This is a genomic window from Atlantibacter hermannii (assembly GCF_009907385.1).
Classification (GTDB): Bacteria; Pseudomonadota; Gammaproteobacteria; order Enterobacterales; family Enterobacteriaceae; genus Atlantibacter; species Atlantibacter hermannii_A.
Window position 1 is genome coordinate 1 of the sequence record NZ_JAAATR010000014.1, and the last position, 21,621, is coordinate 21,621.

The following is a 21,621-nucleotide window of genomic DNA, read 5'->3' on the forward strand; positions in this document are numbered from 1 at the left end:
AAAGCAATATTTGCTTTTAGATATTCGATAAAACCATGTTTTTGTTACACCGGATTTTTGACAACGTGCAAGATGGATGATCTTTCCATCACCGAGACTATCTTCTTAGTCAGCACTCCTTTTCCGTCCTTTTCAACATAAAAACGACCATGCTATACGAGCTCTAACCTTTTTTTTGTATGCCATCATAACCGCATCAGAAAAGGAGAACGGTCTATGACTCGTATTGCATTAGCGCCTTCAAAGATGGTTTTGCTTATGTCTTTGGTAATTACTGGTGCCCACGCCAGCCCTGAGCAACCCCTAATAAAAGATACGCCCTTTGTATCTGGCCAGGCTTATAAGAAGGGTTTCTTCTGGTATGACGATCCTGCTAAAAAAAGCGAAGCTGAAGAAGAAGAGGTTTTGCCACCAACCGGTGCTGCTAGCTCGCCTTCAAAAGAGGAAATGGTAGATTTAAATTCAAAATGGCTAAAAGAGAATATGCCTCGACTGTTAACGCAGGCAATGGATAACCCTACCGCAGAAAATCTATCACGTTATTACACGGCGCAAAGGTTAATGCTGGATATCAGTACGCGTTTTTCTGACAAATCAAAAGATTATTTTCTTAAAAACCCGATGATGTCTGAAAAACGCAGGCAACCAGTGGAAAAGGTGGCACTGGATGCTCACCGCACTGTTGTTGAAAAAAATCAGCAAACGGTAATGAAAGATATCTTTACTAAGTCAGGTTTATTTTTCTTTTTCCAGAGTACTTGCCAGTTTTGCCACGAAGAAAGCCAAATACTTCAATTTATGCAGAACTATTATTCGGTAGATATTCTTCCAATCAGTATGGATGGAAGGCCATTGCATAATGGCCTTTTTCAGGATTTTAACATCCCCAACGCACAAATTATTGATCAATTTAAAATTCGAGAGGTACCTACAATTTTCCTGGTTTCAAAGGATGGGACATCAGCTCAGCGCATTAGTGAAGGCATGATCTCCGCTGATGAATTAAAGAACACTATTATACTTGCCGCGAAGGGCATGAATCTGATCGATGACGCTTCGTTCCAGTCAACTCTAGATATTAAAAGGCAATATACCATCGGCGATGATGGCGTTATTACCGTTAATAAATCCGAAATGGAATCAGACCCATTCCTACTTCAAAAAATAATGGACCAAAAACTCGAAGGCTATGACATGCCTACGGCCGATCCGGTCAATTATCTCAATGCTGGCGGCAGTTTTGGAGGCACTTATGCGCAGTAATGCCGTTTTCAACTTCAAAAAGTTACTTTTGTCTCTTTCTGTTTGTGCTGCAATTTTAGCCCCGACTGCAAATGCAGACAACGCAATGCGTAACATTTTCAATGGCATGATGACGTCTACCAGCCCGGCCACCTTTTCCACAGCAACCCGTACAGGCATAGTTGGCGGGTCAATGTCTTACCGAACAACAAACGTTAATACCAACCTTGTTTCCATGTCGTTTCCAAAAGCTTCTGTCGGTTGTAACGGTATTGACGTTTTTCTTGGGTCCTTCAGCATGATCAACGGGGACCAGCTTGTGCAGGTGGCCCGTGGTATTGCCCAGGGTGCGGCTATCTATGCTTTTAACGTTGCTGTTTCAGCTATTTGTGCTGACTGTGCTGCAACGATTAATGACATCCAAAACAAACTGCAAGCGCTAAATAAATTTGCGAAAGATTCATGCAATGCAACTTACTCTTTCCTTTCTGAAAACGTGGGTACGCCAAGCCAGTTCGCTAACTCAGTTAGCTCTGGACCAGCCTCAATTCTGGGATCGATTAATGGTCTTATTCCTGATTTTGGCTCATCGATGACAAAGTCACCTGAAGCTGTCACTTCTCAGGTTAAAGCAAAGGATCCCGAAGAGTTCGCTGAAAAATTCAGTGGTAACCTCTTCTATATGTCGTTCATGGATATTGATAAGGGAACGATGAACATCGGAGGGGTAACGGAGTTATCCGGTTATAAACTGGCAGAACAACTTATGTCTCTCGTAGGTACTGTCATTATCAACTGGGATAGCAAAGGCGAAAAAGCGGGAATGGAAGTCCGCCCGTCTACCATGACTGTCACGGATTACATCATGGGGCCACCAGCTGGCGGATCAATTAAAATGCTCAAGTGTTCTCCGGCACCAGATCCATCATCCCCACGAAAGGCTCAGTGCCTTGTCATGTCAGAAGTTAATGACGGTGGTTTTAAGGGATTGAAGGATACCATTTCTGATCTTCTTTTAAACGTACAGAAAAAAATCATCAACGACGTTCGTGTTTCAGATGATGAATTACGCATTATCTCCTATATCGGCATCCCGACCATTATCGACTCTTTGCAAACATTCGAAGCACCGGAAGGGTACGCATACATTCAGGACATCAGCACTATTGCTGCGACGAGCCTCGTAATCAACATGTTGCGCCAGGTTGAGGCCAAAATTTCAACCATGAGCATACCGAGTGAGTCGCTGTCGGGTAAAAGGGATGATCTCAACCGATTAACAGACAATCTCTCAAAACAGGTTAAAGCCGCCTATGAGCTATCGCACAGCCAGGTCGGTACCAGCTCGGACGTCATTTCAACCTGGGATAACCGTCGCCTGCAACGGAAGGCTTTCACTGAAAGTATTCGTGGCACACGTAACTGAGGTCTGACATGGATTACAACATATATACCCTGGGTGATATTGATTTTGTCTGGTCGGCTTTTACCGGTATTGCCCTGATCTTTTCTCAATATACTGGTGTAAAAGAGTTCCTGACCACGGCCGCCGTTGTAGCAGGTGTGAGCCTATTCTATAAAACGTGGCTATGGCTTCAGGCTCCGACCAAAAATGAATTACCGTTTTTCTCCTGGTTTTTGGGGTTGATCCTTTTCATGATGGCAATGGTTCGAGTGGATGTAACTATTGAATCTGTAAAGTCGGGAGAGGTCAGAAACGTCGACGGAATTCCAATTTTTATTGCTGCGATGGCAACCGTCACCACTAACTTAAGCCAGGGTTTGCTGAAGGATTATAAAACAGCGTTTGATCCGCTTTCTCCGGTGGACCTGTCTGCAACAACTCTGGACGATGACATCACCCTCGGTCCGATGATCCGATTCGTGAAGTTTTTGCAATGGGGCGGCGATAGCCAGGGCTACTGTTCCGCATTTCCTGAACCGGCCAGCGGGCTAGGGCCAATGAACGTATGTGCTACCGTTCAGTCTCTTGCATACAACTGCCTGAAGGCTACCCAAAACTCAAGCGCAAATATTGCCGGTAAAGAAACTATTTTTAACGATATTTTCTCAGCTAATCTGGCAGATAGCATGGACCGGATTAATCAGGCGATGAAAGGCGCACTGAAGAATGCCTCTGCCAGTATTGTTGGCGCTAACGGTTCAAAATCTGGTACGTGTGATGAGGTCTGGTCAACTGTGAAACAGGTTACCAGTACAGCTGAAGCTCGCCAGACTATTTCCCTTATAGGACAGACAAACGGCATCCTTACTCCAGACGAAGCAAATGGTGCACCTACCGGCGCAAGCTTTACTGATGTTATGGCGTCAGCAAATGGTATGTACGGTAAGGCTATTGGTTCGTATGACGCCACCCTGAACCTGTTCATTATGAATGAGCTCAGAAATGGCGCAAGCAAATATAAGACCCCACTCGGTCTGGCTTCCGATATGCAGTTGTTTGAGGCTTCTCTGAAGCGAACCAACACAATGGCTTCACAGGGCCAGTTGTGGTTACAACTGTCGGGAGCAGCAATCGCATTCCTTGAAATGTTTGCTTATATGGTTGCTCCATTTGCTTTGCTTATGCTGCTGGCGTTAGGTGGTAATGGTGTTGCCGCTGCGGCGAAATATTTGCAACTTATCCTCTTCGTGAATATGTGGCCGCTTACGGCAGTAATGGTCAACGCGTATGTGAAGAAAGTCGCGACGGCCGACTTGGATACCTGGAGCACCCTCAACAGCCAGAATAATGCCGTCACGTGGATGGGACTCCCAGGGCTTGCGGAAACATACAGTTCATACCTGTCTGTTGCTTCCGCCCTCTATGCTCTGATTCCGGTACTCACATTATTCCTGATGACACAGTCGATTCACCCGATGATGAATGCGGTTAAGGGAGTGACCCCCGATGCGCCGGTGGATACTGGTCATGTAACGCCCAAAGTATGGGATGGCCCTAACAGCGGTAAATCTTCATTTGGTGACGTGACACGAACCGCCTTAACCAGTACCGGTCAGGGATACAGCGATGGCGGCGCAGTTGATTCAAGTAATTTCCGTCTTGGAATGTGGAATGCTGGTTCAAGTATCGCTAACAGCCAGGGACAAGGATCAGCTGTAACCTCATCAGTTATGAGTGCGGCAAGTAATTCATTCCAGGCTGGTTACAGTCAGATGAGCGAAATTGGAAGGTCAGGACAGTCGAGCCAGCAGTTCTCAACCAACCTGCAAACAATGAAGCAGATCTCGGATAAGATTGGTGCCTCTGTAGCAGAAGGTATTGCAACGAAACATGGGGTGAGTGCGTCTCAGATGGCCAGCATTGCTTCAAATGTTATTCTCAACGCTGGGCTTAATGGAGGTGTTGGAACTGGCAATGGAGCCGGGCTGAAAGCGGCTGTAGCAGGGCAATTGAGTAGCGGTGCATCTAAGACCAATACAGGCAGTGACTCGCTTTCAAATGACCTTTCAAAAGCAATCACGAATCAGCTTAGCCAGGATTCTGCGTTAACTGACCAGTTCAGTAAAGCGGCGTCTCAGGTAAGCAGCGATCAGATATCCAATACTAATGCGTTTAAAGAAGCATCGTCGAAAATGAACCAGGCGACACAGACGATGGCGCAAAATATTTCTACATCGGTTTCGACTAACGCAAGCTCCAATAGTGGAATGAGCCTTGATTCTAAACAAAGCATTAACCTGGACAGGTTCTCCGATTCTATTCGCAACAAAAACTTCAGTGATGATGATGTAAGGAATTTTGCTCGTAAGAATGGGCTGGATGAGAATGCGTTTATGGAGAAATTCAACTCCTATAACGATACCTTCAAGGCCAGTAATCAGCTTGGATCGCAGCTTCAACGTACTGACGCGCTTGTGGCTGCAACCCGAGATTTCAGTGAGCAAAAAATTGCGATTGATACCGCCCGGGGAGAGACGGCCGAAAGTAATAAACAGGATCTCCGTGAAACCTCCAGCCTGCTTAAAAGTCTGGTTTCCGACTTCGGTGGTAATGCACAGCAGCTGCTACCTATCACCAATCAGCTCGACAGAATTTCAGGTGACGGGTCAGGAATTAATACTATCACTCAGGCACAGGATAGAACTCCTGACAGCGTAAATACGTCTGGCGTGATGAGTGCGTCACGCGTAGGGGAACTGGGTGGAAGTGTAGATTCGCAGGCTAAACTCGGTCTTTCCTCCAACGCTCAGGACGCGACACAGCATGTCCCTGGAAAAAGTGAAGCTGGCTTTACTCCGTATAACCTTGATAACGCGGGCAAAGGCGATATTCAGGGAATACATAACAACAACGTGGGCCGCACTTATTCTGATGAAGAAAGGAATGTGCTTAATTCTCTCGAAAAGAATGGACCTGTACTGAATAATCAGGGTGTAGAGAAAGTCGTCAATTCGGGTCAGGATGTCAGAAATGCAGAAGGCACATTTAACGATCTGGAAAAGGTTGGAGGTCGGGTGGTTGGTGATGGAATGGATCAACGAGCCACTGCTTTGAACAGTATGTATCAGAGCGGGCAAGTTCGTGGCTTATCTAATAACACTGATAACTACTTTAGTCGTGTTGCCAACAACCCGAACTTAAGCCGGGACGATAAGCGAGCTGAATTGGCACAGCAAGCTGTCTTTACCTATGGTGCCAGCACCATGGCTACCGGTGCCGAAAGAGAGCAGCTCAAAGCGGATACCCAGAAGATCCTTAATGAACTGGGTAACTATAACGTTAACTGGAGTATGAATGACGTTAAGAGCATCCATAGCAGTTTCAACACTCATAACAGAGCTGATGGTTCACTTGAGTCAGTCGTACGGGCAAACCTGGGAGAAGGTGGGTCGGGCGGTGGTCTCGTTGGTAACCGCACTCAGACCGTCACAGATCGCTTGGTTGGGGAAAAGATAGAGGCCAACACTGAGCGGGGCGCGATTTCTGGTGCGCTACTCGGGGGCCAGCAATTTGTTTCGGATACGCTAACCAGCGTTGGGGCGAAACCGGTAAATGAGATGCTTACGGGAGCGGGCATCCTTCAAACCCAGACATCGATAGCAAATGATGCCTCTAACCCTGCAAATATGCCTGATTCTCTCCAGGGTAAAGTCCTTAATCACATGCAGATGTCTGATGGCGTCGCAGCTGTAAGTGACCGGTATCAGAGTATTAGCAGCGACGGCGTTTCGACTTATGCGAATGCAGCGCAGAACTCTGAAAGGGCTATCCGGCAGCAATTGACGGATGACCCACGCTTTGGGCCTCAGAAAGCAGATGAATTCATTCAGTACATGAAGTCAGAGCTGAGCAACACAAATGAGCCTTACCAGTCACGTGTCGATAAAGCGGATCAGTGGCTTAATGAAAATAAAAAATAAGGGAGGTTGAATATAACCTCCTGAAATGACTATCAATAGATTGTAAATTACTGCTAAACAATTAAGGCCGCAAAGTATGTGTTTGCGGCCTTTTTTTCAGAAGTACCGCTCTTGCGGAACATTCAACTGACGGTTTGAATCAGTGAAGACAAAAATCTATCAAACTCTGTATGAGATTCAATAACATAATCAGTAGATGCTTTGTCTCTTATCTGAAAGCAGTCGTCTGCAAAACTATAAGCGAAAAGTGACATGCCATCTTCTCCGATTAACACCTTATCAGTGAGATTTGGGTCAACGTAGATTTCATTGTCTCGTGCTTCAAAGTTGCGTATGTAAATATTTGACCACAATAGATTTTCGTTCTCTGCCTGAACAAGGTTATAAAACGTAAGTCCGTTGTACTCAAAACCATCCATAGCATTAAACACTTGGGCATAATCAAGCCTGGTTTTAATGAGTTTCTGTATATCTATATAGGCGCTCTTTTTGTGATCTGCCCACTCCACTGGAGGCGGATTGCAGATTAAGTCTTTCAAGACTTCCGGGGCTACCGGGCTGGCTAAAGGGTAGTGATCTGCAACCATCAACCTCTTTAAGCTGCTGAGTAGTTGAGTTAAATCTTTCATGAGCGCCTCTTACTTTCCTACCGGGTAGATAACACCGTTCGGCGATGGCCATAGAACTTTGGTGCTTGAATTATACGGTAGATCCTTCGTAATGATGGATTGTGCTTTCGACAGTGCTGAATGGTATGGTGAATTCTGAATAAGTACCAGGTTGTCTATAGCGTTTGTGCCACCATCATCAAGAGGGATCTTGTGGTGAACCTGCCACCCAGAGGGGACCTTGCCTGTTGCAAGTTTCATCAAATCGTTAGGTTCAAACGTAGCCAGGGCATCTGGGTGGTCTGAAAGTGATTTAAGGAAGTTAGGGCGTACAGTATTGTTGAATTGTCCACGGAGAGCTAAATATTCAGCTCTGTCTCGGCGCATGTAGTTCAATTCGCTAACATTCATATCATCGAGCAAAACGTGTGCTTTTTTGTACTTGCCGAGATAACTTGTCAATTCATCCGCAGACCTTGGATTTCGGATAACCAGAAGTGAAGCCGCTGCAACCAGCATACCTGAAGTTGTTTCGTTCAATACCTGGTCATAGCCTTCAACAGCTTCGCCGCCAAGTTGTTCAGCCGTATGTCGAAATCCCTCCACATTTCCATTATAAAGCCCGCCAGCTGCGAGAAGACGACCAGCCGCTTTGGAATTAATGGTTTTTGTTGATTGGGCGTGCTGTGCTGGTGTCGTTGATCGAACGTAATACCCCGGGCGTTTCAACTGACGAGAGATGATATCGCGCAGACGGGTAAAGAGGGACAGGGGCAGGTCATTGCGTAGGTTGCCATTTGATATAACCCCCGGCCCGGCATTGCCGGTTATGTCTTTTCTAAGCAGAACGATCTTACCGTATCTGATGTCGTCAAGCGTATCGCGGTAAGCGAGCCAGGGGCGTTGATGGTGGAACTGGTGATACCGGCTGACAAACTGTGTATATCCCTGCGGTAAATTCCATTCCTGAATAATCCGGTTTGGCAGGGCGGTATCTTCGAGGTCATGTACCGCCGTGGCCGGATGTATGATGTGGGGAATATCCTCAAGGTATATGTCATCCAGTGACTTAGCCTGACAGTGATGCAGCATAATGTCCCTTTCTTGTCGAATTCATATGAGACATTATTGCGTATGGTATAAAACAATCAATCCTAAAGTGGATGGGCGTACGAGATCAGCAGTGACAGGGTAAAAGGAAAGTTACTTTGTTCATCAGCGTCCCATGAGCTGATGGTACCTTGCGTTAAGAGCTGCAAGGTCAGATTCGGTGAGGCCCGTGTAATAATCGGTTTTGTGCAAATGCGGATAACCGGCCGGAAATAATGATTCGTCGTCATCAAGGCAGATAAATGCTTTAACTCGATGTGAAAAGACAAAGTCCTCACACTCGGCAGCCCGCACACCAGTCTGTCCGTGTTTTAAATATACCGAACCGGTTGCACCTATGATTTTGTCTCTATAAGGCACCCGGAACAGAGATTTCAGATAACTTGTATTAGCGCACTCACGCCATGAGCTGGAGATAACAATCACCATGGCAGGGCAGTTATCCAGCAATTTCTCTAACAGTGGCATTCGCTCAAAGGTTTCATTTTTACACCTGTGGCAAACCCCATCGAAATCTAAGAAAAGCACGACATGCGAATCAGGGAGAGGGGCCCATAAACCAGCTGTTGTTTCTTCATGAACACATACTTCTTCATGATGAGGGTTTTTCTGGATCAAGAAAGAAGAGAGAATCTTAAATAAATTTCTTGCAGAAGAAGACAATATATTACTCCTGAGTCAGTGTGAAATATTTGTGGTGGTTTACCCAAGCCACTCGATGATCTTCTGTAATATCGGGTTGTATTTATTTAACAACAGGAGTCGGGTTTTGCTCCGGGACATTTTTAGCTATATGGCCATTGTATCGAGGAGGTTGCTGGGTCCATTGATAAAGCTCACCCATCCCGTTACGCTGCTGGATCCGGCGATTGTACTTTACCATGAAGTTAAATATGTACTTTGCACGTACCTTTGGGGTTTTGCTGTTGTAATCTGCAATCCCTTCAAACACATTGCCCTTGCGATCAACAATTTTTCTATAGAGCCACCATGTTCCAACCCAGAAACTTGCGCAAGCATCGTAAGCCAGAACCCGCCACGTTACCGTCGGGAAATGCTTTTTTATTTCAGGTAGATTGGATGAGTTGATCTGCATTGGGCCAATATCATAAGTGCCGTTAGTATTCCTGCTGAAAGTACCAACCTTACCGCCTTCATTGTCAAACAACGTAAAAACCAGTTCAGCATCAATTCCGAAGTAGCGGGCGGCATCCGTAATGCACTGAGTGTAAATCTCATCAGGAACGGGAATAGGTTTCACATCATCTGCTGGTGGTGTAAACACAACGATTTCTCCACTGAATCTACGTTTTATCTATTCTCCCATATATCTATCGACTTTCTTTCGGCTTTACCCGTTGATTTAAGCGTTTAAGCAAAATTCTGGAATTTTGGGGCGTGATAATATTAGTGCTCGATTTAAGGAGCGGAAATGAAAAAAATTATTAAGGCATCGGTATTACTTCTTTCATTAAGTACCGCCTTCACGATGAATGCCGAGCCGGTTAATACAATGGTACTGCCAGATGCAGCCCGGGATAAGCTCAAAGCCATTGGGCTTTCAATCGAGCACGTCGAACCCTCGCCAGTAAAAGATATTTTTACGGTGATTTCCAGGGAGGGGGTAAGTTACGTGAGCAAAGACGGAGATTACATTTTTACCGGAAGCTTATTCCACGTGAAAGGTAAAGATGTGGTAAACACCACTGAGCAGGCCATTTTAATGGGCGTCCGGGAATTCGCATCCAAAACAAAATCCATCGACTACAAATCACCAAACGAAAAATACCGGCTTGCTATCTTTACCGATATAACCTGTGGATACTGCCAAAAACTGCATCATGATCTGAAGTCTTATCTTGATGCCGGTATTTCGATTAAGTTTCTTGCATTCCCACGTGCAGGACTGAACTCGGTAGTAGCCGGGAACATGGCCAAAATCTGGTGTTCAGCAAAGCCAAACGAAGCTCTGGATGCAGCGATGAATCCGGTTTCAACTATCCCGGAAGGACGTCCTGATGAGGCTTGCTTAAACATTATCAAATCGCATTTCCAGGTGGCCTCAACAATCCCGCTGCAAGGTACTCCTACCATGGTGACACTAAGCGGCAAACCGCAGTTATTTACGGGGTGGCTGAGCCCGGAAAACCTGGTGACCCAAATGGGCGCTGCGCAAAAGTAACTTTTCCGACTGTAAGAGGTGTGTATGAAATCTACTTTACTGAGTACGTTAATGCTGGTTGCTGTAGGTGTACAGCCCGTTTTCGCTGCACAATGTCAGTACGGAGCCTGTGGAACGGAAAACGATCCCGGAATCGGATTTCTGATGTCATCGGTACAAATGGATAAAGGTGAACATCTAAAGGAACTCTCTGGTGTTGCGACCACAGGTGACACCATCTCTAAAAAGATGGAAAGCTACCTGGGAAATAAAAAGCTCAAGGTAAACACCGACAGTACCCGCAAGGGGCCGGGTAATACCACCATCAGGCCTACAGATGAGCTCGCCCCAACGAGGCAACTAAAAGTTATCCGGCCCGAACTGGTAAAAAATCCCGATTCGCAGCTCGTGGTAGCTTTCAATGAGCGCCTGGCCTGATTTATTGACTGAGAGCGTCCAGAAGGAAAAAAGATGTCGATACTCAGTAGCTTCGTCATCAGAGCAACGGGGATACCTGACAAAAAGTATCTCCGGGATCCCGTAATAAAACGTTGTTATAAACGTCTGAGTCGTAGGGTGCCTGCTCTAATGACGGGGTGGCTTCTGTGCATTCTGGGTTCAGGGTATGTCAGTATGGCACTGGAACAGCCTGATAGCACTGTATTACTCAGTCTGCTGCTGTTGTATGTTATGTCAGGCATTTTACTGATGCAGTTCCAGTATATGTATTCAGAGCGAAGCATAGGCTACAAGTTCTACCTGGAAGTGCTTATGAATGCAGCTGCCAGTACTCAACATAAAGAACAGTTACAGTATCTGTTCATTAATAAGCCCAATTCCATCACGATGGGCGATCTTTACCGACTTTATGATTTTAATGGGGGAGGGCGATAGCCACGTTAATGTGCGTGTCCAAAAGTCACTTTTGAACATTCTCTTCCCGCCGTCTGCTTTCAGTTCCAGGGGATCACTGCAACATAATTTCCGGAACGCAGCGGCGCATCAAATTTATCAGTAAAGGCGTCGATCATTGCTGAATAAGCAATGCTGTCTGACGGCACAGGTGCATTGCTTTGCATACTCACTTTCAGAACCTGCTTTGCTCCTTTCGCTGACGGGTATACCTCGACATCCAGCTGTCGCATATAGTGCATCTGCGACATCGTCTCAGTGCCTATTACCCCATCGACTGGCTTGTAGTCATAGTCAGTATGCAATTCGCCATGCTTGTCAGTTCTCGTTGTCTTTTTATCTACAACGTAGCCTGTCACCCCAGTAAGAAGCTGCTCGCTATACTGCATGTTCTCCTGTGAGCTGCTGATTCGGAACCTGAGCACATAATCTGGCTGGTGAGTGGAAATAATGACTCCTTTTTTTGCTAATCCATCAGCAAAACGGCCTGAAAACATTCTGGACTGAATACTTTCGTCCGGAGGGACTATCTGAAACCTTTTATTTGTAACAGGACGAGGCATTAGATCGTACGCATCTACCTGGTTTGCGAAATGATATCCGCATCCACTCAAAAGCATTGCGGTTGTGAGTATAAAGCCCTGCCTAATCATCCTTTAATCTCCAAAAAGCATTGTTTCACGAATAATTCCGATTTACCGGGCCAGTATAATCCATCGCAGGTTAATAACTAACAGGCTGAAAAGCATAAAGGTAGCTATGTCTAAAGAATTTTATTTAAAACCGATGGCCACGATTTTAATTTCTGCGGTTATTGCTACCGCTGCCTCGGCGTTAATCACGGCAACTTATTTTAAACCGAAGGTGCTCAGTGAGGAAGAAATTGGCAAAATTGCCGCTACTTACCTGGTAAAAAATCCCCATTATTTAGTGGAAGCAGGTAAGGCGCTGGAAAATCAGAACGTGAGTGCCTCAGTGGAACGAATAATTCCATATGCGCCAGCTCTGCTGGATACCAAGGAGACGCCAAACATCGGCCCTGATGACGCCGACGTCGCGGTAATCGAGTTCTTCGACTATCAGTGTATTTACTGCATGCGGGTTACACCTGTTGTTGAATCGGTAATGAATCAGAGCAAAGATGTAAAATTCTTCTTTAAAGAATTCCCGATTTTTGCCGGTTCAAAACCTGTATCTGCCATGGGGGCCGCTACGGGTCTGCACGTCTATCAGAATTTCGGTGCTGAAGCCTATCGTAAGTACCACAACAACCTGATGGCTGTGGCTCATACCTTCATGACCTCTCAACGCAAATTCGAACTCACTGACTTTAATACTGTGGTGGAAAAGTCAGGGTTTAACAGCACGTTTTCTGACAGGGAAAAAAACCGGTATGAAAACGTGATCTCCGGCAATATGCAGCTGGGCGAAGCGCTCGGGATCACCGGCACACCCGGTTTCATCATTATGAATATGAAAAAGCCGAATGCGGCGACTACCACATTTATCCCCGGGGCTATGGACGCAGCAACTTTGCAGGGCGCAATCGAAAAAGCTCGCGGGGCCTAAAGTTACTTTCACATTTGATGAGTACGGCCATGCCGGTCATGGCCGCTACGCTTTTACAACGAGTAATTCATCCCAGCGGGTCGTATATCTCGGTGATAGCATGGCCTGCTTCATACGAAAATCCTGTTGAATGCCTTCCCCCAGTAAAAACAGAGCTCCGCGCTTTTCTTTATTGAACCGGTCCATAACTTTCATCAGTGCCTGACTGCCAGGCCTGGCCGGGCGAGTATCAAACAGGCTGAGTTGCTCTGTGCCGTCAGTCATAGCGGAGAGCATTACCCCTGCTTTCGCATACGCTATCCCGGGTCTGTAAATGCGGTTCAGGATGGTCATGGCTGCATCAACCAGATCGCGGGTGTCCTGTGTAGCGGTAAGCGGCTCGATACCACAATTGCTGTAGCGGTTTTCACCTTGCGCATAATTGCTACTCTGAATGAAGACTGTGATTTGACGGGTCCACGAGCCATCCTTGCGCAGCTGCTCTGCCGCCCGGGCGGTAAAAAATGAAACTGCCTCATGTAGCTTGCCTATCTCATTAAGGCGCTGACCAAAACTTCTGGAAACGATAATCTGTTGCCTGACAGGAGGAGACTCGTGCAGCCGGAAACATGGTTCGCCATGCAGTTCCCGCCAGGTACGCTCGATTTCAACGCCAAAGCTTTTACGTAAAAAGCGAACGTCGCTATTATAAAAATCACCGGCAGTGATGATCCCGAAAGCCGACAGGCGTTCACTAATCTTTCGACCAATACCCCATATTTCTCTGGTACTGATCAGGCTCAGGAGCTTCCTGATCCTGGCCTGATCAGTCAAAACTACAACCCCGCCTGTAGCTGCCCATCGTTTGCTCGCATAGGTGCATAATTTAGCGAGGGTTTTGGTGCTTGAACAACCCACACCACAGGTAAGGGACAGATTATGAAGAAGTGTACTTCTGATCAACCGGCCGTAATCTTCATAATCTATTATCTTGTTCATGTTTTTCAATAACATGAAATTTTCATCTATGCTATATCGACTCGATTGAGGCGCGAAGCTTTCCAGCGTTTCATGGAAGCGATTTGAGTAGTCTTCATACAAAGTAAAGTTAGAGCTCCTGACTTCGATCCGGTGTTGCTGAATCAAATCCCTGCACTTAAAAATTGGGGTCCCACGCTTAATACCAACGCTTTTAGCCAGTTTATTCATTGCAATGACGGACGAATCGTTATTGCTGGCTATGATGAGCGGCTTTTTTGACAGCTTGGGATCCATCGCACACTCAAATGCCGCATAGGCTCCGTTAATATCAACGTGCATGTACATGGCTGAACTGATTCAGTGCAAAGGTGACGACGCCCCATATCTCAAGGGATTCAGGATTTACACGTATCGGCTTATAGGCTGGATTAGAAGGCATCAAAAGCAGCTCAGGATACGTGTGTAAGATCTTTACCGTAAACTCTCCATCCACCAGCGCAACGACGATAGAGCCGTGTCGTGCTGTTAAAGACCGATCCACAACCAGTATTGCTCCATCATTGATACCGGCATTGATCATACTGAGGCCCGCCGCCCTGACAAAGAAGGTTGAGGGGCGGTTGCGGACTACATATTCATGCAAATTTAATTCATTATCTTCATGCCCGGCGCACGGACTCATCACTCCACAGCTTAGTAAATCACTGAAAAAAGGTGCCATTTCGTAAGGCTTGTTGCTAATGTGCTCAAGGATAACAGACATAGCTACACTCGAATTCTTGTACTGTATGTATAAACAGTATTGCGAGTTGAAGAGAAAAGATCAAATCTCTCCGGTAACGCTATCAAGCCTGACGAAAAATTAAGCTTTATCATAAACATCAAAAACCATCTTTTACCGATAATGGCGAGCTGGCCTACGAAGAAGGTATACAAGCTAGGATGAAAGGATTCTGATGCTCCTCCCACCAAATTTTTTATCTCCTGAAGACCAGGCTGAGTACGATGCTTATATGGCAAGGTTCAGCGAGGTAAATCACTATTATGAGCATTGCACTGTCCCCGTGATTGACTGGTTTTTTAAACAAGCAACCGAGGCGCTGCATCATGGTCTATGGTTACCGGCCTGTACGAGCTTTCTGAATGGGATCGAAACATCACTCAGGGTTACGCTGAAGTTGAAATCAACTGTTAACGTTCAGCAGTCAGTTCCTGTACTGGTGGACTTAGATGGTACGTCAGTAATGAGTAACGCTTTAATGCGAAAGGCTAAGCAGGAAGGGATGCCGATAGAATTACTGTCATTTCCAGCCGAGAAGAATATGTTGGCAAAGATAGACGCTGGTAAAAAACCTGAAGCAGATATCGTCAGGCTTAGAAATAGTCTATGCCATGGCAACATTCTGGAGTTCATTATGAGTGTTAAAGTCGGTTCTCCAGATCCCATACGAATTTTTACTCCTGGTAACTGCTGTGGTTTAGCGCTTTTACTTTCGGCCTTATCGAAGAAATGGACGGTAGGCTTGCATCAATACTGGATCGACAACAATCTGACGTCCTGCTGAAACCTCATAAATCATGCCTACTAAAGTCACGTGCAAAAAAACGTTGTAGCATGATATGTTTAAAGTCAAAACAGTGGGTTCTATGTTTTGACGGCAAACATGATATAACTAATACTTCATAAGTAGATATCAATAGTCATAATGGAGTGAACTATGAAATTAAAAAATATTCTGCTGTGTGCGATGATGTCAGTCGCTTTTGGCTCCTCTGCTAATACTACACATAAAGTTGAAAACGAACCTATCCCAAACATTATTCTTGATGGTAAGGTTGATGATATTTGTAAAGATGCAAGCATCCGAACTGAACTTAATCATGATAAAGCAAAGGAACTGGTAACCACCAACCTGAAGCAGGCATTACCATTAAATACGGTACCGGATAAGTTGGATGAAGTTGCAGAAGCCTTTGTAAACCGCGACAAAGGCGCTTCAGAAACAGCAGACCATTGCCTTGTTAATGTACGTAATAAATACTGGGAAATGTATCCCTCTGAAGATAAGTAGCATTTATTATTAAAGGCTTCACTTAAGAAGCCTTTTTTAACCCTTTGCGAAACCTGCTTTAAAAGCAATGCGCTATTCATATCTAAGAATCTATTTAATTAATGAATAATAGTGGACGGATTCATTTCTAGTGAATGCCGAAGTTGGTGTTTTTTGAGTTATTAGACGGTAAGTGCAATCTGGTATGATTCACCTAACATACGAATCTGGAAGGAAAGGTATATGGGTGACCTGGTCAGCAAAAATAACATTGACCGTTTAGAGCGATTTCATTCTTTGCTGGCGGGTCAGTACTGGACGTCCACTGACAGCATCCCTGAAGAGGGTATTGTGGCAGGGGATACGCTGCTCATTACGTCTTTGCGTTACGTTGAAGATAAGCTGCACACAGTGATTCTACGCGCCCATCCCCGCGTTTACGGTCAGACTGTAGCTATTGTCACTGAAGACAGCAGCGGCAACCGTAGGGAACGTGGCAAAGAAATGCGAGAGCATCGCTTCCTGGTTAAGGATTTTCTGTCCAGTTTTGTATTTGAACCCGACCATAAGGTAATCCGGGATGCTGAACTCAGACAAGCTCAGGAAGAAGTGAATAGCCTACAGGCATCGCTTACAGCCCTCGTGAGCGATGCTCAGGGGCTCCGTGACCTTGCGATTGAGCAATTAGGTACAGATGACCGTGAAAACCCTGTGACGGGCCTTAGCGTTGCGTTAGTGCCCCCACAAGAGCAGCAGGCGGTAACCTCACTGGCGATTGGATCAGTTCAAAATGCTCTGTCCTCTGGTATTTCAGATACCCGCATTGAACAAATCAGAGAAGCGGCCTTAAAAGAAGGGCAGATCAGCACAGCCATCAGCAAAATCATCACACAACGAACGCAGGCAATCGCTAATGCCAGCAAAAGAATGCTGCCCTATTTCGAGGAAGTTGCAGCGGCAAGTCTGGCCACTACAGAAGAAGCCATGGAATATGTGAAGAAAATCCACGATGGCGTTGGCAGTCTGGAACTGTATACCGGCAAAGACGTTGAGGTAGTGAATATCGTGAAGGGTGAATCCGCTCCATCACACCTCCCGCTCCAGGTCGTTCAGGCAAAGCTGATGGTGGATGAAGAGCTGGCCGTATGGTGCGATCTCGATAGCTGGTTCGACTTCTCTGATATGGAAAAATTTCATGAAACTTTACGAACCAGCCCCGGGCTGGTGGAGCAGATTTTTCCGTCCGAACGTTCCATCGTATGTATGGCCACAACACGACGTTATATCGATTACCGCGATCCCTGGGAAAATCATGTCCGCAATGACAGGAACCGGGTTGTATTCCTTCTGGTCCGGGACGGTCAAAATATTCATCAGGTTTACTCTTCGGTAGAAAGCCATCTTGGGGCTTCGCAGCTATTCCCTTCCGCCAGCGAACAGGAAGCACATTTCCAGGGGATTGATGGCAGCACCATAAAGTTTGAGGACGTCAGTTATACCGACCGACTGAAGCAGCATGATCTTATGGCACTTCACTACCGTCGTTTCCTGATCCTTATCTGCGGCCTCGATCACCGGCTCAAACTATTTGGTGATTTCTATGATACCAATACCCCTTACAGTTTTCTGAGCCTTGAGTTCCAGGAACGGTACTTCCAATTTCTGCACGACAAAGACGGTTCTGGCCTTTTGGGTATGGCTGAGACACGGCCGTCTCTGCAAAGTTATCTTGAACAGGCAAACTCATGCCTTCAGTCCGGATCCCGGGTAATGTGCAACTGGGATTCGTTGATGAACCCAGTGACAGCACCAGGAGCAGTTCAGGAAGACAACAGCTACTCTGGCTATAAATGGCTTGGGAGAACCCATAAAAACTATGAGCCGGTTATTGCATTCCGTCAGGGAGACGATATCTGTGTCAACGCAACAGTAAACAGATACTCAACGGATCGAGATTTCAATTGTAAGGTGAATTTGTCTTTATTTAAGGAGTCCAGCAGGAATGATGCTGAACTGGGTTTCCTGTGCATGGATACCATTAAAGCGGAGGAGCTCGAATGGTACATTCACAGACGTAAATTCAGGTCTAATCACCTGTTTTACATTCGCTTCTTCAAGATGGCTTTAAATTATATTCGTGCCGAGCGTGAGGCAGAAGAACCTTACCGGCAGATGCTGAGCCAGGCTCTGGCCGATGGAAATATTGGCCAGCCTAATCTGAGATCAGAGTTGATAGATCGATGCATTGTAGCCTGGCGAGCTGATAACAGGGGGGCGACGCTGGAAGCTGCCATGAGTACAGAGAAGGGCTCCAAAGAGCTCCTGAACCAGCTCTATATGCTCGCTGATGTGGGGCTCAAACATCTTCCCGGGGTTCGTAATTTTATTAGCAGCAAAGGCTATGAGCTGGTCAGGTTATCGGTAAATGCTTCAGGGAAACTTGTTGCATATGCCGCACCAGCAAATTTTGAATGCGACAACCGGATGGAAGGGCATGCCTGGGTTCATCGAATGGTACTTGCTACATCCCGAAATGTCTTAAACGTCACTCATCAACGTTTTGCGAAAATGAAACACTTCTTACCAGCTGAAAACACCCTGTTCGAAGATGAACAGCTGGTGGCCACATGGTCGGGCAAAAAGACTGCTTTCAAAAGCTTCGAAGAGAAGCAGCGTTATTTTGATACATGCTCCCGTGGCGCTCAGGCTCTTAAGCAGTTTTTAAAGCTGAACGATCCGGTGATTTACACCAATCTGCTTGGCCAGTGGATTGAGGCCTATGAAAGTATCAATGAAACCAGTGAGTACGTACAGCAAGTAAGCCTAATGGCTCCTGTTGCGGTCAAGAGCGAAAAAGGTAAAGCCAGCCTCATCTATATTGGCACTAAAGACCTGGCCGACTGGTTTTATCAGAAAGCGCCGACACCCGAGTTGCAGGCGCTGTTCCTTGAGGAATACCTGTCCAAATTTGAAAATAAAGAGGTCAATAAAGAAAAGCTACTTTCACGCAGAAATACCGCTCTGTCTCTCAGTTTTTACACCATGGACAACGGGGAAGTACCAGATGAAATCCTCGTCACCAAATCAGTTGATAATGCCAGACGGTGGTATTCAGGAATGTTCACAAGCATGCCAACGATGTTAAATGACCAGTGGTCCTGCCATGTTGCGCATTTTTCCCGTAACGGAAAACTCTATTTGACGCCTGATCTGGTCACTGATGAAGGGGAACCTGGTTTTGATGAAATACTCGGGTATCCGCGCCCGGAGGGGCTGGTACCGGTAACCGTGTGTGAGTTTGAAATTGACCACTTTAACCGACGTGGCATTGATGCGAATGGTGATAAGGTGAATATTACACAGTGGGTCGATATTTATCAGGGTGAGCGTGAGGTTACGGAACTGCTGGGGCCTATTTCTGAAGAAGGGGTGAACATCAAAACCTACAGGATGGACACTCTTGAGCAGGCGATGAAAAACATCTCCCGGGGCTCGACGCGCCTCAGACCGTCAACGGAGAATAGCGAGTGGCAACAGCCAGCAGAAGGTGTGAGCCGCTATGTACTTCGGTCATGGTAAAACGCGGGGGCAGGTGCCATCAAAACATCAAACAAAAAGCCATTACAGGCTCAAAGACCCCTTATCGCTCAAATTTGAAAGAGATAAGGCTTTATGATGGCAACGAGGATTATCACCCATCTCGCCGGAGTAACTGGCATAAAAATTGTTTAATCTTTATGCCAGCGCTTCGGCATTTGCTGGCAAGGAGACAGTGTTGAAAGACCATATCGTACCCCCACGAAAAACTAGCGCGAGTTTATCTTATCAACTCAAACGTATTGGGCGCATGCTCCTTCTTTTACTGAGCTTGGCTTTTATAGTTTACGGATTCGTACTGGCTTTCCATCCGCCGCTAACAACCTGGCTACTTCAACCCGGTGGACACTTTGCCCCAGATGACCGATTCATACTGGTTAGTGTTAAGGTTCAGTTTACAACCGGAATAATGGGGCTAATTGTTTGGCGCTTATGGTAAAAGTGGCAAGCAATGATGGGAGAAGGATAACGTTGCTCAGCTCAATCCGGTTTACTGATTGCTTAAATAGAAGGCAGTCATGCCTACATCAGAAAGGAGAAGCATAGATGGTAGAAGCACGTTATCAAGGCAAGCCTGTTAGCAGTCTTCCTGAAGAAGCTTTTGCTGAAGGGTTATCGCGATCCGGTTTAAGCCCCGTTCTGCTACTGGCATCCCCGACCACAGTACCCGTTACCACGGATGAGCGCTGGTGGCTCGCAAAGGAAAACGTGTCAGGACATTACGGCAGGATTTTTTATGCTGCGGTGCGGGAGTTGGTCATAAGGTCGGATATCATCTCAGTAGTGAGAAGTATTGCAGATGAGAATTTCACGTCCGAACATATGGGGTACTTCGAGCGACTTACCTCTGATGAAAAAGAAGTCGTGTTTAGTGATTACCTGCGCACTCTCGCTGAAGGCGGTCTTACCTGCACTGAGAAGAATCTCGTCAAACTGACGCAAGATTTATACCCGATTGATGCAACTCCTGACAACATTAGAAAGCTATCCACGGACAGGGATGCACTGAACGAACTACACATCGATGGTATGGTACTTTTTATTACCGGCCCTGCGCTTTGATTATGGAGATAATACATGCGGTGTTATCCCTGTTAAGGGTTAAGGTAACATTCTTCTAGAATTACAGAAAAATAGAGGTCTAACATGATAGTAAATAAAAACAGGTTTATGCATAAAAACGGGAAAAGGTTTAAGTCCATCGGAAGGTATTTAAGATTTTGGCAAGCAGTAGCGTCCTCTGGTTTACCCATGGACATGGTAATACGGGAAAAACCATATCAACTTATGGTCGCTTTGATTGCTTTATATACGGCCATCCCTGTTGTTACAATAGTAATTTTATCTGGTCAGCAATCGCATAAGTTGGAACTAATTGCTGTGCATTTCAGTACAATTATCACGATGGTGTTTGTTTTGCGTCGAAAGATGGGGAAACGTTGGCTGGATTTATTTGAAGAAAAATTAGCCATTTATAAACCTAATGATAAACTCGCGCTTAGCGAATTACACGAAAGCATACGTGAGAAAAATGGGCTAGACTTGCAGGATTTACAAGATTGGTACTGGAAAGAGAAGATGACATATGAGTATCACAAAGAACGTAAAACAACTATAAGCTATCAAAAATTCAAGTAGCGTTTTAAAATGACAGGGGAGGGCTATTGTGATTTATTAAGTCGGCAAGGTTATTAGGTAGGGGTGTTCAATATGATAAATTCTTCGAGTGAGGTTATTTCAAGAGTTGTTCTGGGCCTTTGAGATAGCTAATTATCATTACAGACTTTATCGAAAGGTATGAATTATGAACATTACCGACAAAGAACTTAGCTCAAATACAGTGAGACAGTATGGATGGAACTTAGGAGAGTTCAATCACTCAACGCCTTTTACATCTCATTTTATTTATATCACCGACTATCATAAAGATAATACATGGATGATTTCACTTTCGCAGGAGGATTTTAATACAACCAAAATTTTAACATCGTTAAGTCTAGGGAAGGTGCGAACAAGTTCCTGATAT

19 protein-coding genes are annotated in these 21,621 nt (G+C 45.7%); 12 read left to right on the plus strand and 7 right to left on the minus strand.

The window, feature by feature from the left end:
• The first annotated feature begins 216 nt into the window (after positions 1–216).
• Genes GV764_RS04335 through GV764_RS04345 form a run of 3 tightly spaced genes read left to right on the plus strand, consistent with a single transcriptional unit; the run spans position 217 to position 6,627 of the window.
• Complete coding sequence (locus GV764_RS04335; protein ID WP_000196727.1) at positions 217–1,263, plus strand: thioredoxin family protein; 1,047 nt, start codon at positions 217–219, stop codon at positions 1,261–1,263.
• Entirely contained in the window at positions 1,253–2,668 is a 1,416-nt protein-coding gene (gene trhH / locus GV764_RS04340; protein WP_001257292.1) for an IncHI-type conjugal transfer protein TrhH, read from the plus strand. Before GV764_RS04335 ends, trhH begins: the two co-directional genes overlap by 11 nt.
• A gap of 8 nt (positions 2,669–2,676) precedes the next feature.
• Positions 2,677–6,627, plus strand: a complete 3,951-nt coding sequence (locus GV764_RS04345; RefSeq protein ID WP_000386160.1) for a conjugal transfer protein TraG N-terminal domain-containing protein — start codon at positions 2,677–2,679, stop codon at positions 6,625–6,627.
• A 122-nt stretch (positions 6,628–6,749) separates the two neighbouring features.
• Here the strand turns inward: GV764_RS04345 and GV764_RS04350 are convergent, their stop codons facing one another.
• The 4 genes from GV764_RS04350 to GV764_RS04365 form a co-directional block, all read right to left on the minus strand.
• Positions 6,750–7,256, minus strand: coding sequence for a YrhA family protein (locus GV764_RS04350; RefSeq protein WP_000654195.1), 507 nt, complete (start codon positions 7,254–7,256; stop codon positions 6,750–6,752).
• A gap of 9 nt (positions 7,257–7,265) precedes the next feature.
• Positions 7,266–8,327, minus strand: coding sequence for an HNH endonuclease signature motif containing protein (locus tag GV764_RS04355; protein ID WP_000902297.1), 1,062 nt, complete (start codon positions 8,325–8,327; stop codon positions 7,266–7,268).
• Positions 8,328–8,450: 123 nt separating this feature from the next.
• The gene (locus GV764_RS04360) at positions 8,451–9,008 is read right to left on the minus strand and encodes an HAD domain-containing protein (protein ID WP_001371950.1); all 558 of its coding nucleotides are present in this window, start codon (positions 9,006–9,008) and stop codon (positions 8,451–8,453) included.
• A gap of 82 nt (positions 9,009–9,090) precedes the next feature.
• A complete protein-coding gene (locus GV764_RS04365; protein WP_000494968.1) occupies positions 9,091–9,630 on the minus strand; it encodes a lytic transglycosylase domain-containing protein in 540 nt (179 codons plus the stop codon).
• Between the two features lie 147 nt (positions 9,631–9,777).
• Between GV764_RS04365 and GV764_RS04370 the strand changes: the two genes are divergently transcribed.
• The 3 genes from GV764_RS04370 to GV764_RS22065 all read left to right on the plus strand — a co-directional run bounded on the left by GV764_RS04370 (position 9,778) and on the right by GV764_RS22065 (position 11,400).
• Entirely contained in the window at positions 9,778–10,527 is a 750-nt protein-coding gene (locus GV764_RS04370; protein ID WP_000720274.1) for a thioredoxin fold domain-containing protein, read from the plus strand.
• A gap of 24 nt (positions 10,528–10,551) precedes the next feature.
• On the plus strand, positions 10,552–10,944 hold the full coding sequence (locus GV764_RS04375) for a hypothetical protein (protein ID WP_000843243.1): 393 nt from the start codon (positions 10,552–10,554) through the stop codon (positions 10,942–10,944).
• Positions 10,945–11,139: 195 nt separating this feature from the next.
• Complete coding sequence (locus tag GV764_RS22065) at positions 11,140–11,400, plus strand: hypothetical protein (protein ID WP_001439466.1); 261 nt, start codon at positions 11,140–11,142, stop codon at positions 11,398–11,400.
• Between the two features lie 59 nt (positions 11,401–11,459).
• Here the strand turns inward: GV764_RS22065 and GV764_RS04385 are convergent, their stop codons facing one another.
• Complete coding sequence (locus GV764_RS04385; protein ID WP_223230168.1) at positions 11,460–11,915, minus strand: hypothetical protein; 456 nt, start codon at positions 11,913–11,915, stop codon at positions 11,460–11,462.
• A 262-nt stretch (positions 11,916–12,177) separates the two neighbouring features.
• Between GV764_RS04385 and GV764_RS04390 the strand changes: the two genes are divergently transcribed.
• The gene (locus GV764_RS04390) at positions 12,178–12,987 is read left to right on the plus strand and encodes a DsbA family protein (protein ID WP_000031378.1); all 810 of its coding nucleotides are present in this window, start codon (positions 12,178–12,180) and stop codon (positions 12,985–12,987) included.
• Between the two features lie 45 nt (positions 12,988–13,032).
• On the opposite strand, the gene umuC is transcribed toward GV764_RS04390, so the two are convergent.
• Both umuC and umuD read right to left on the minus strand, forming a co-directional pair.
• Positions 13,033–14,286, minus strand: a complete 1,254-nt coding sequence (gene umuC, locus GV764_RS04395) for a translesion error-prone DNA polymerase V subunit UmuC (RefSeq protein ID WP_001371894.1) — start codon at positions 14,284–14,286, stop codon at positions 13,033–13,035.
• Positions 14,276–14,710, minus strand: coding sequence for a translesion error-prone DNA polymerase V autoproteolytic subunit (gene umuD / locus GV764_RS04400; RefSeq protein WP_000111290.1), 435 nt, complete (start codon positions 14,708–14,710; stop codon positions 14,276–14,278). Before umuD ends, umuC begins: the two co-directional genes overlap by 11 nt.
• A gap of 193 nt (positions 14,711–14,903) precedes the next feature.
• Between umuD and GV764_RS04405 the strand changes: the two genes are divergently transcribed.
• From GV764_RS04405 to GV764_RS04425, 5 genes are all read left to right on the plus strand, one after another.
• Positions 14,904–15,512: a hypothetical protein gene (locus tag GV764_RS04405; RefSeq protein ID WP_000926374.1), complete on the plus strand. Its 609-nt coding sequence runs from the start codon at positions 14,904–14,906 to the stop codon at positions 15,510–15,512.
• 153 nt (positions 15,513–15,665) lie between these two features.
• Positions 15,666–16,019 (plus strand): hypothetical protein, encoded by a 354-nt coding sequence (locus tag GV764_RS04410; RefSeq protein ID WP_000769182.1) that lies wholly within the window; start codon positions 15,666–15,668, stop codon positions 16,017–16,019.
• A 222-nt stretch (positions 16,020–16,241) separates the two neighbouring features.
• The gene (locus GV764_RS04415) at positions 16,242–19,577 is read left to right on the plus strand and encodes a hypothetical protein (protein WP_000502666.1); all 3,336 of its coding nucleotides are present in this window, start codon (positions 16,242–16,244) and stop codon (positions 19,575–19,577) included.
• A gap of 564 nt (positions 19,578–20,141) precedes the next feature.
• Positions 20,142–20,657 carry a hypothetical protein gene (locus tag GV764_RS04420; protein ID WP_000228894.1) on the plus strand — a complete coding sequence of 172 codons (516 nt, stop codon included), beginning with the start codon at positions 20,142–20,144 and terminating at the stop codon, positions 20,655–20,657.
• Between the two features lie 84 nt (positions 20,658–20,741).
• Positions 20,742–21,233: a hypothetical protein gene (locus tag GV764_RS04425; protein WP_000636790.1), complete on the plus strand. Its 492-nt coding sequence runs from the start codon at positions 20,742–20,744 to the stop codon at positions 21,231–21,233.
• Positions 21,234–21,621: the final 388 nt, after the last annotated feature.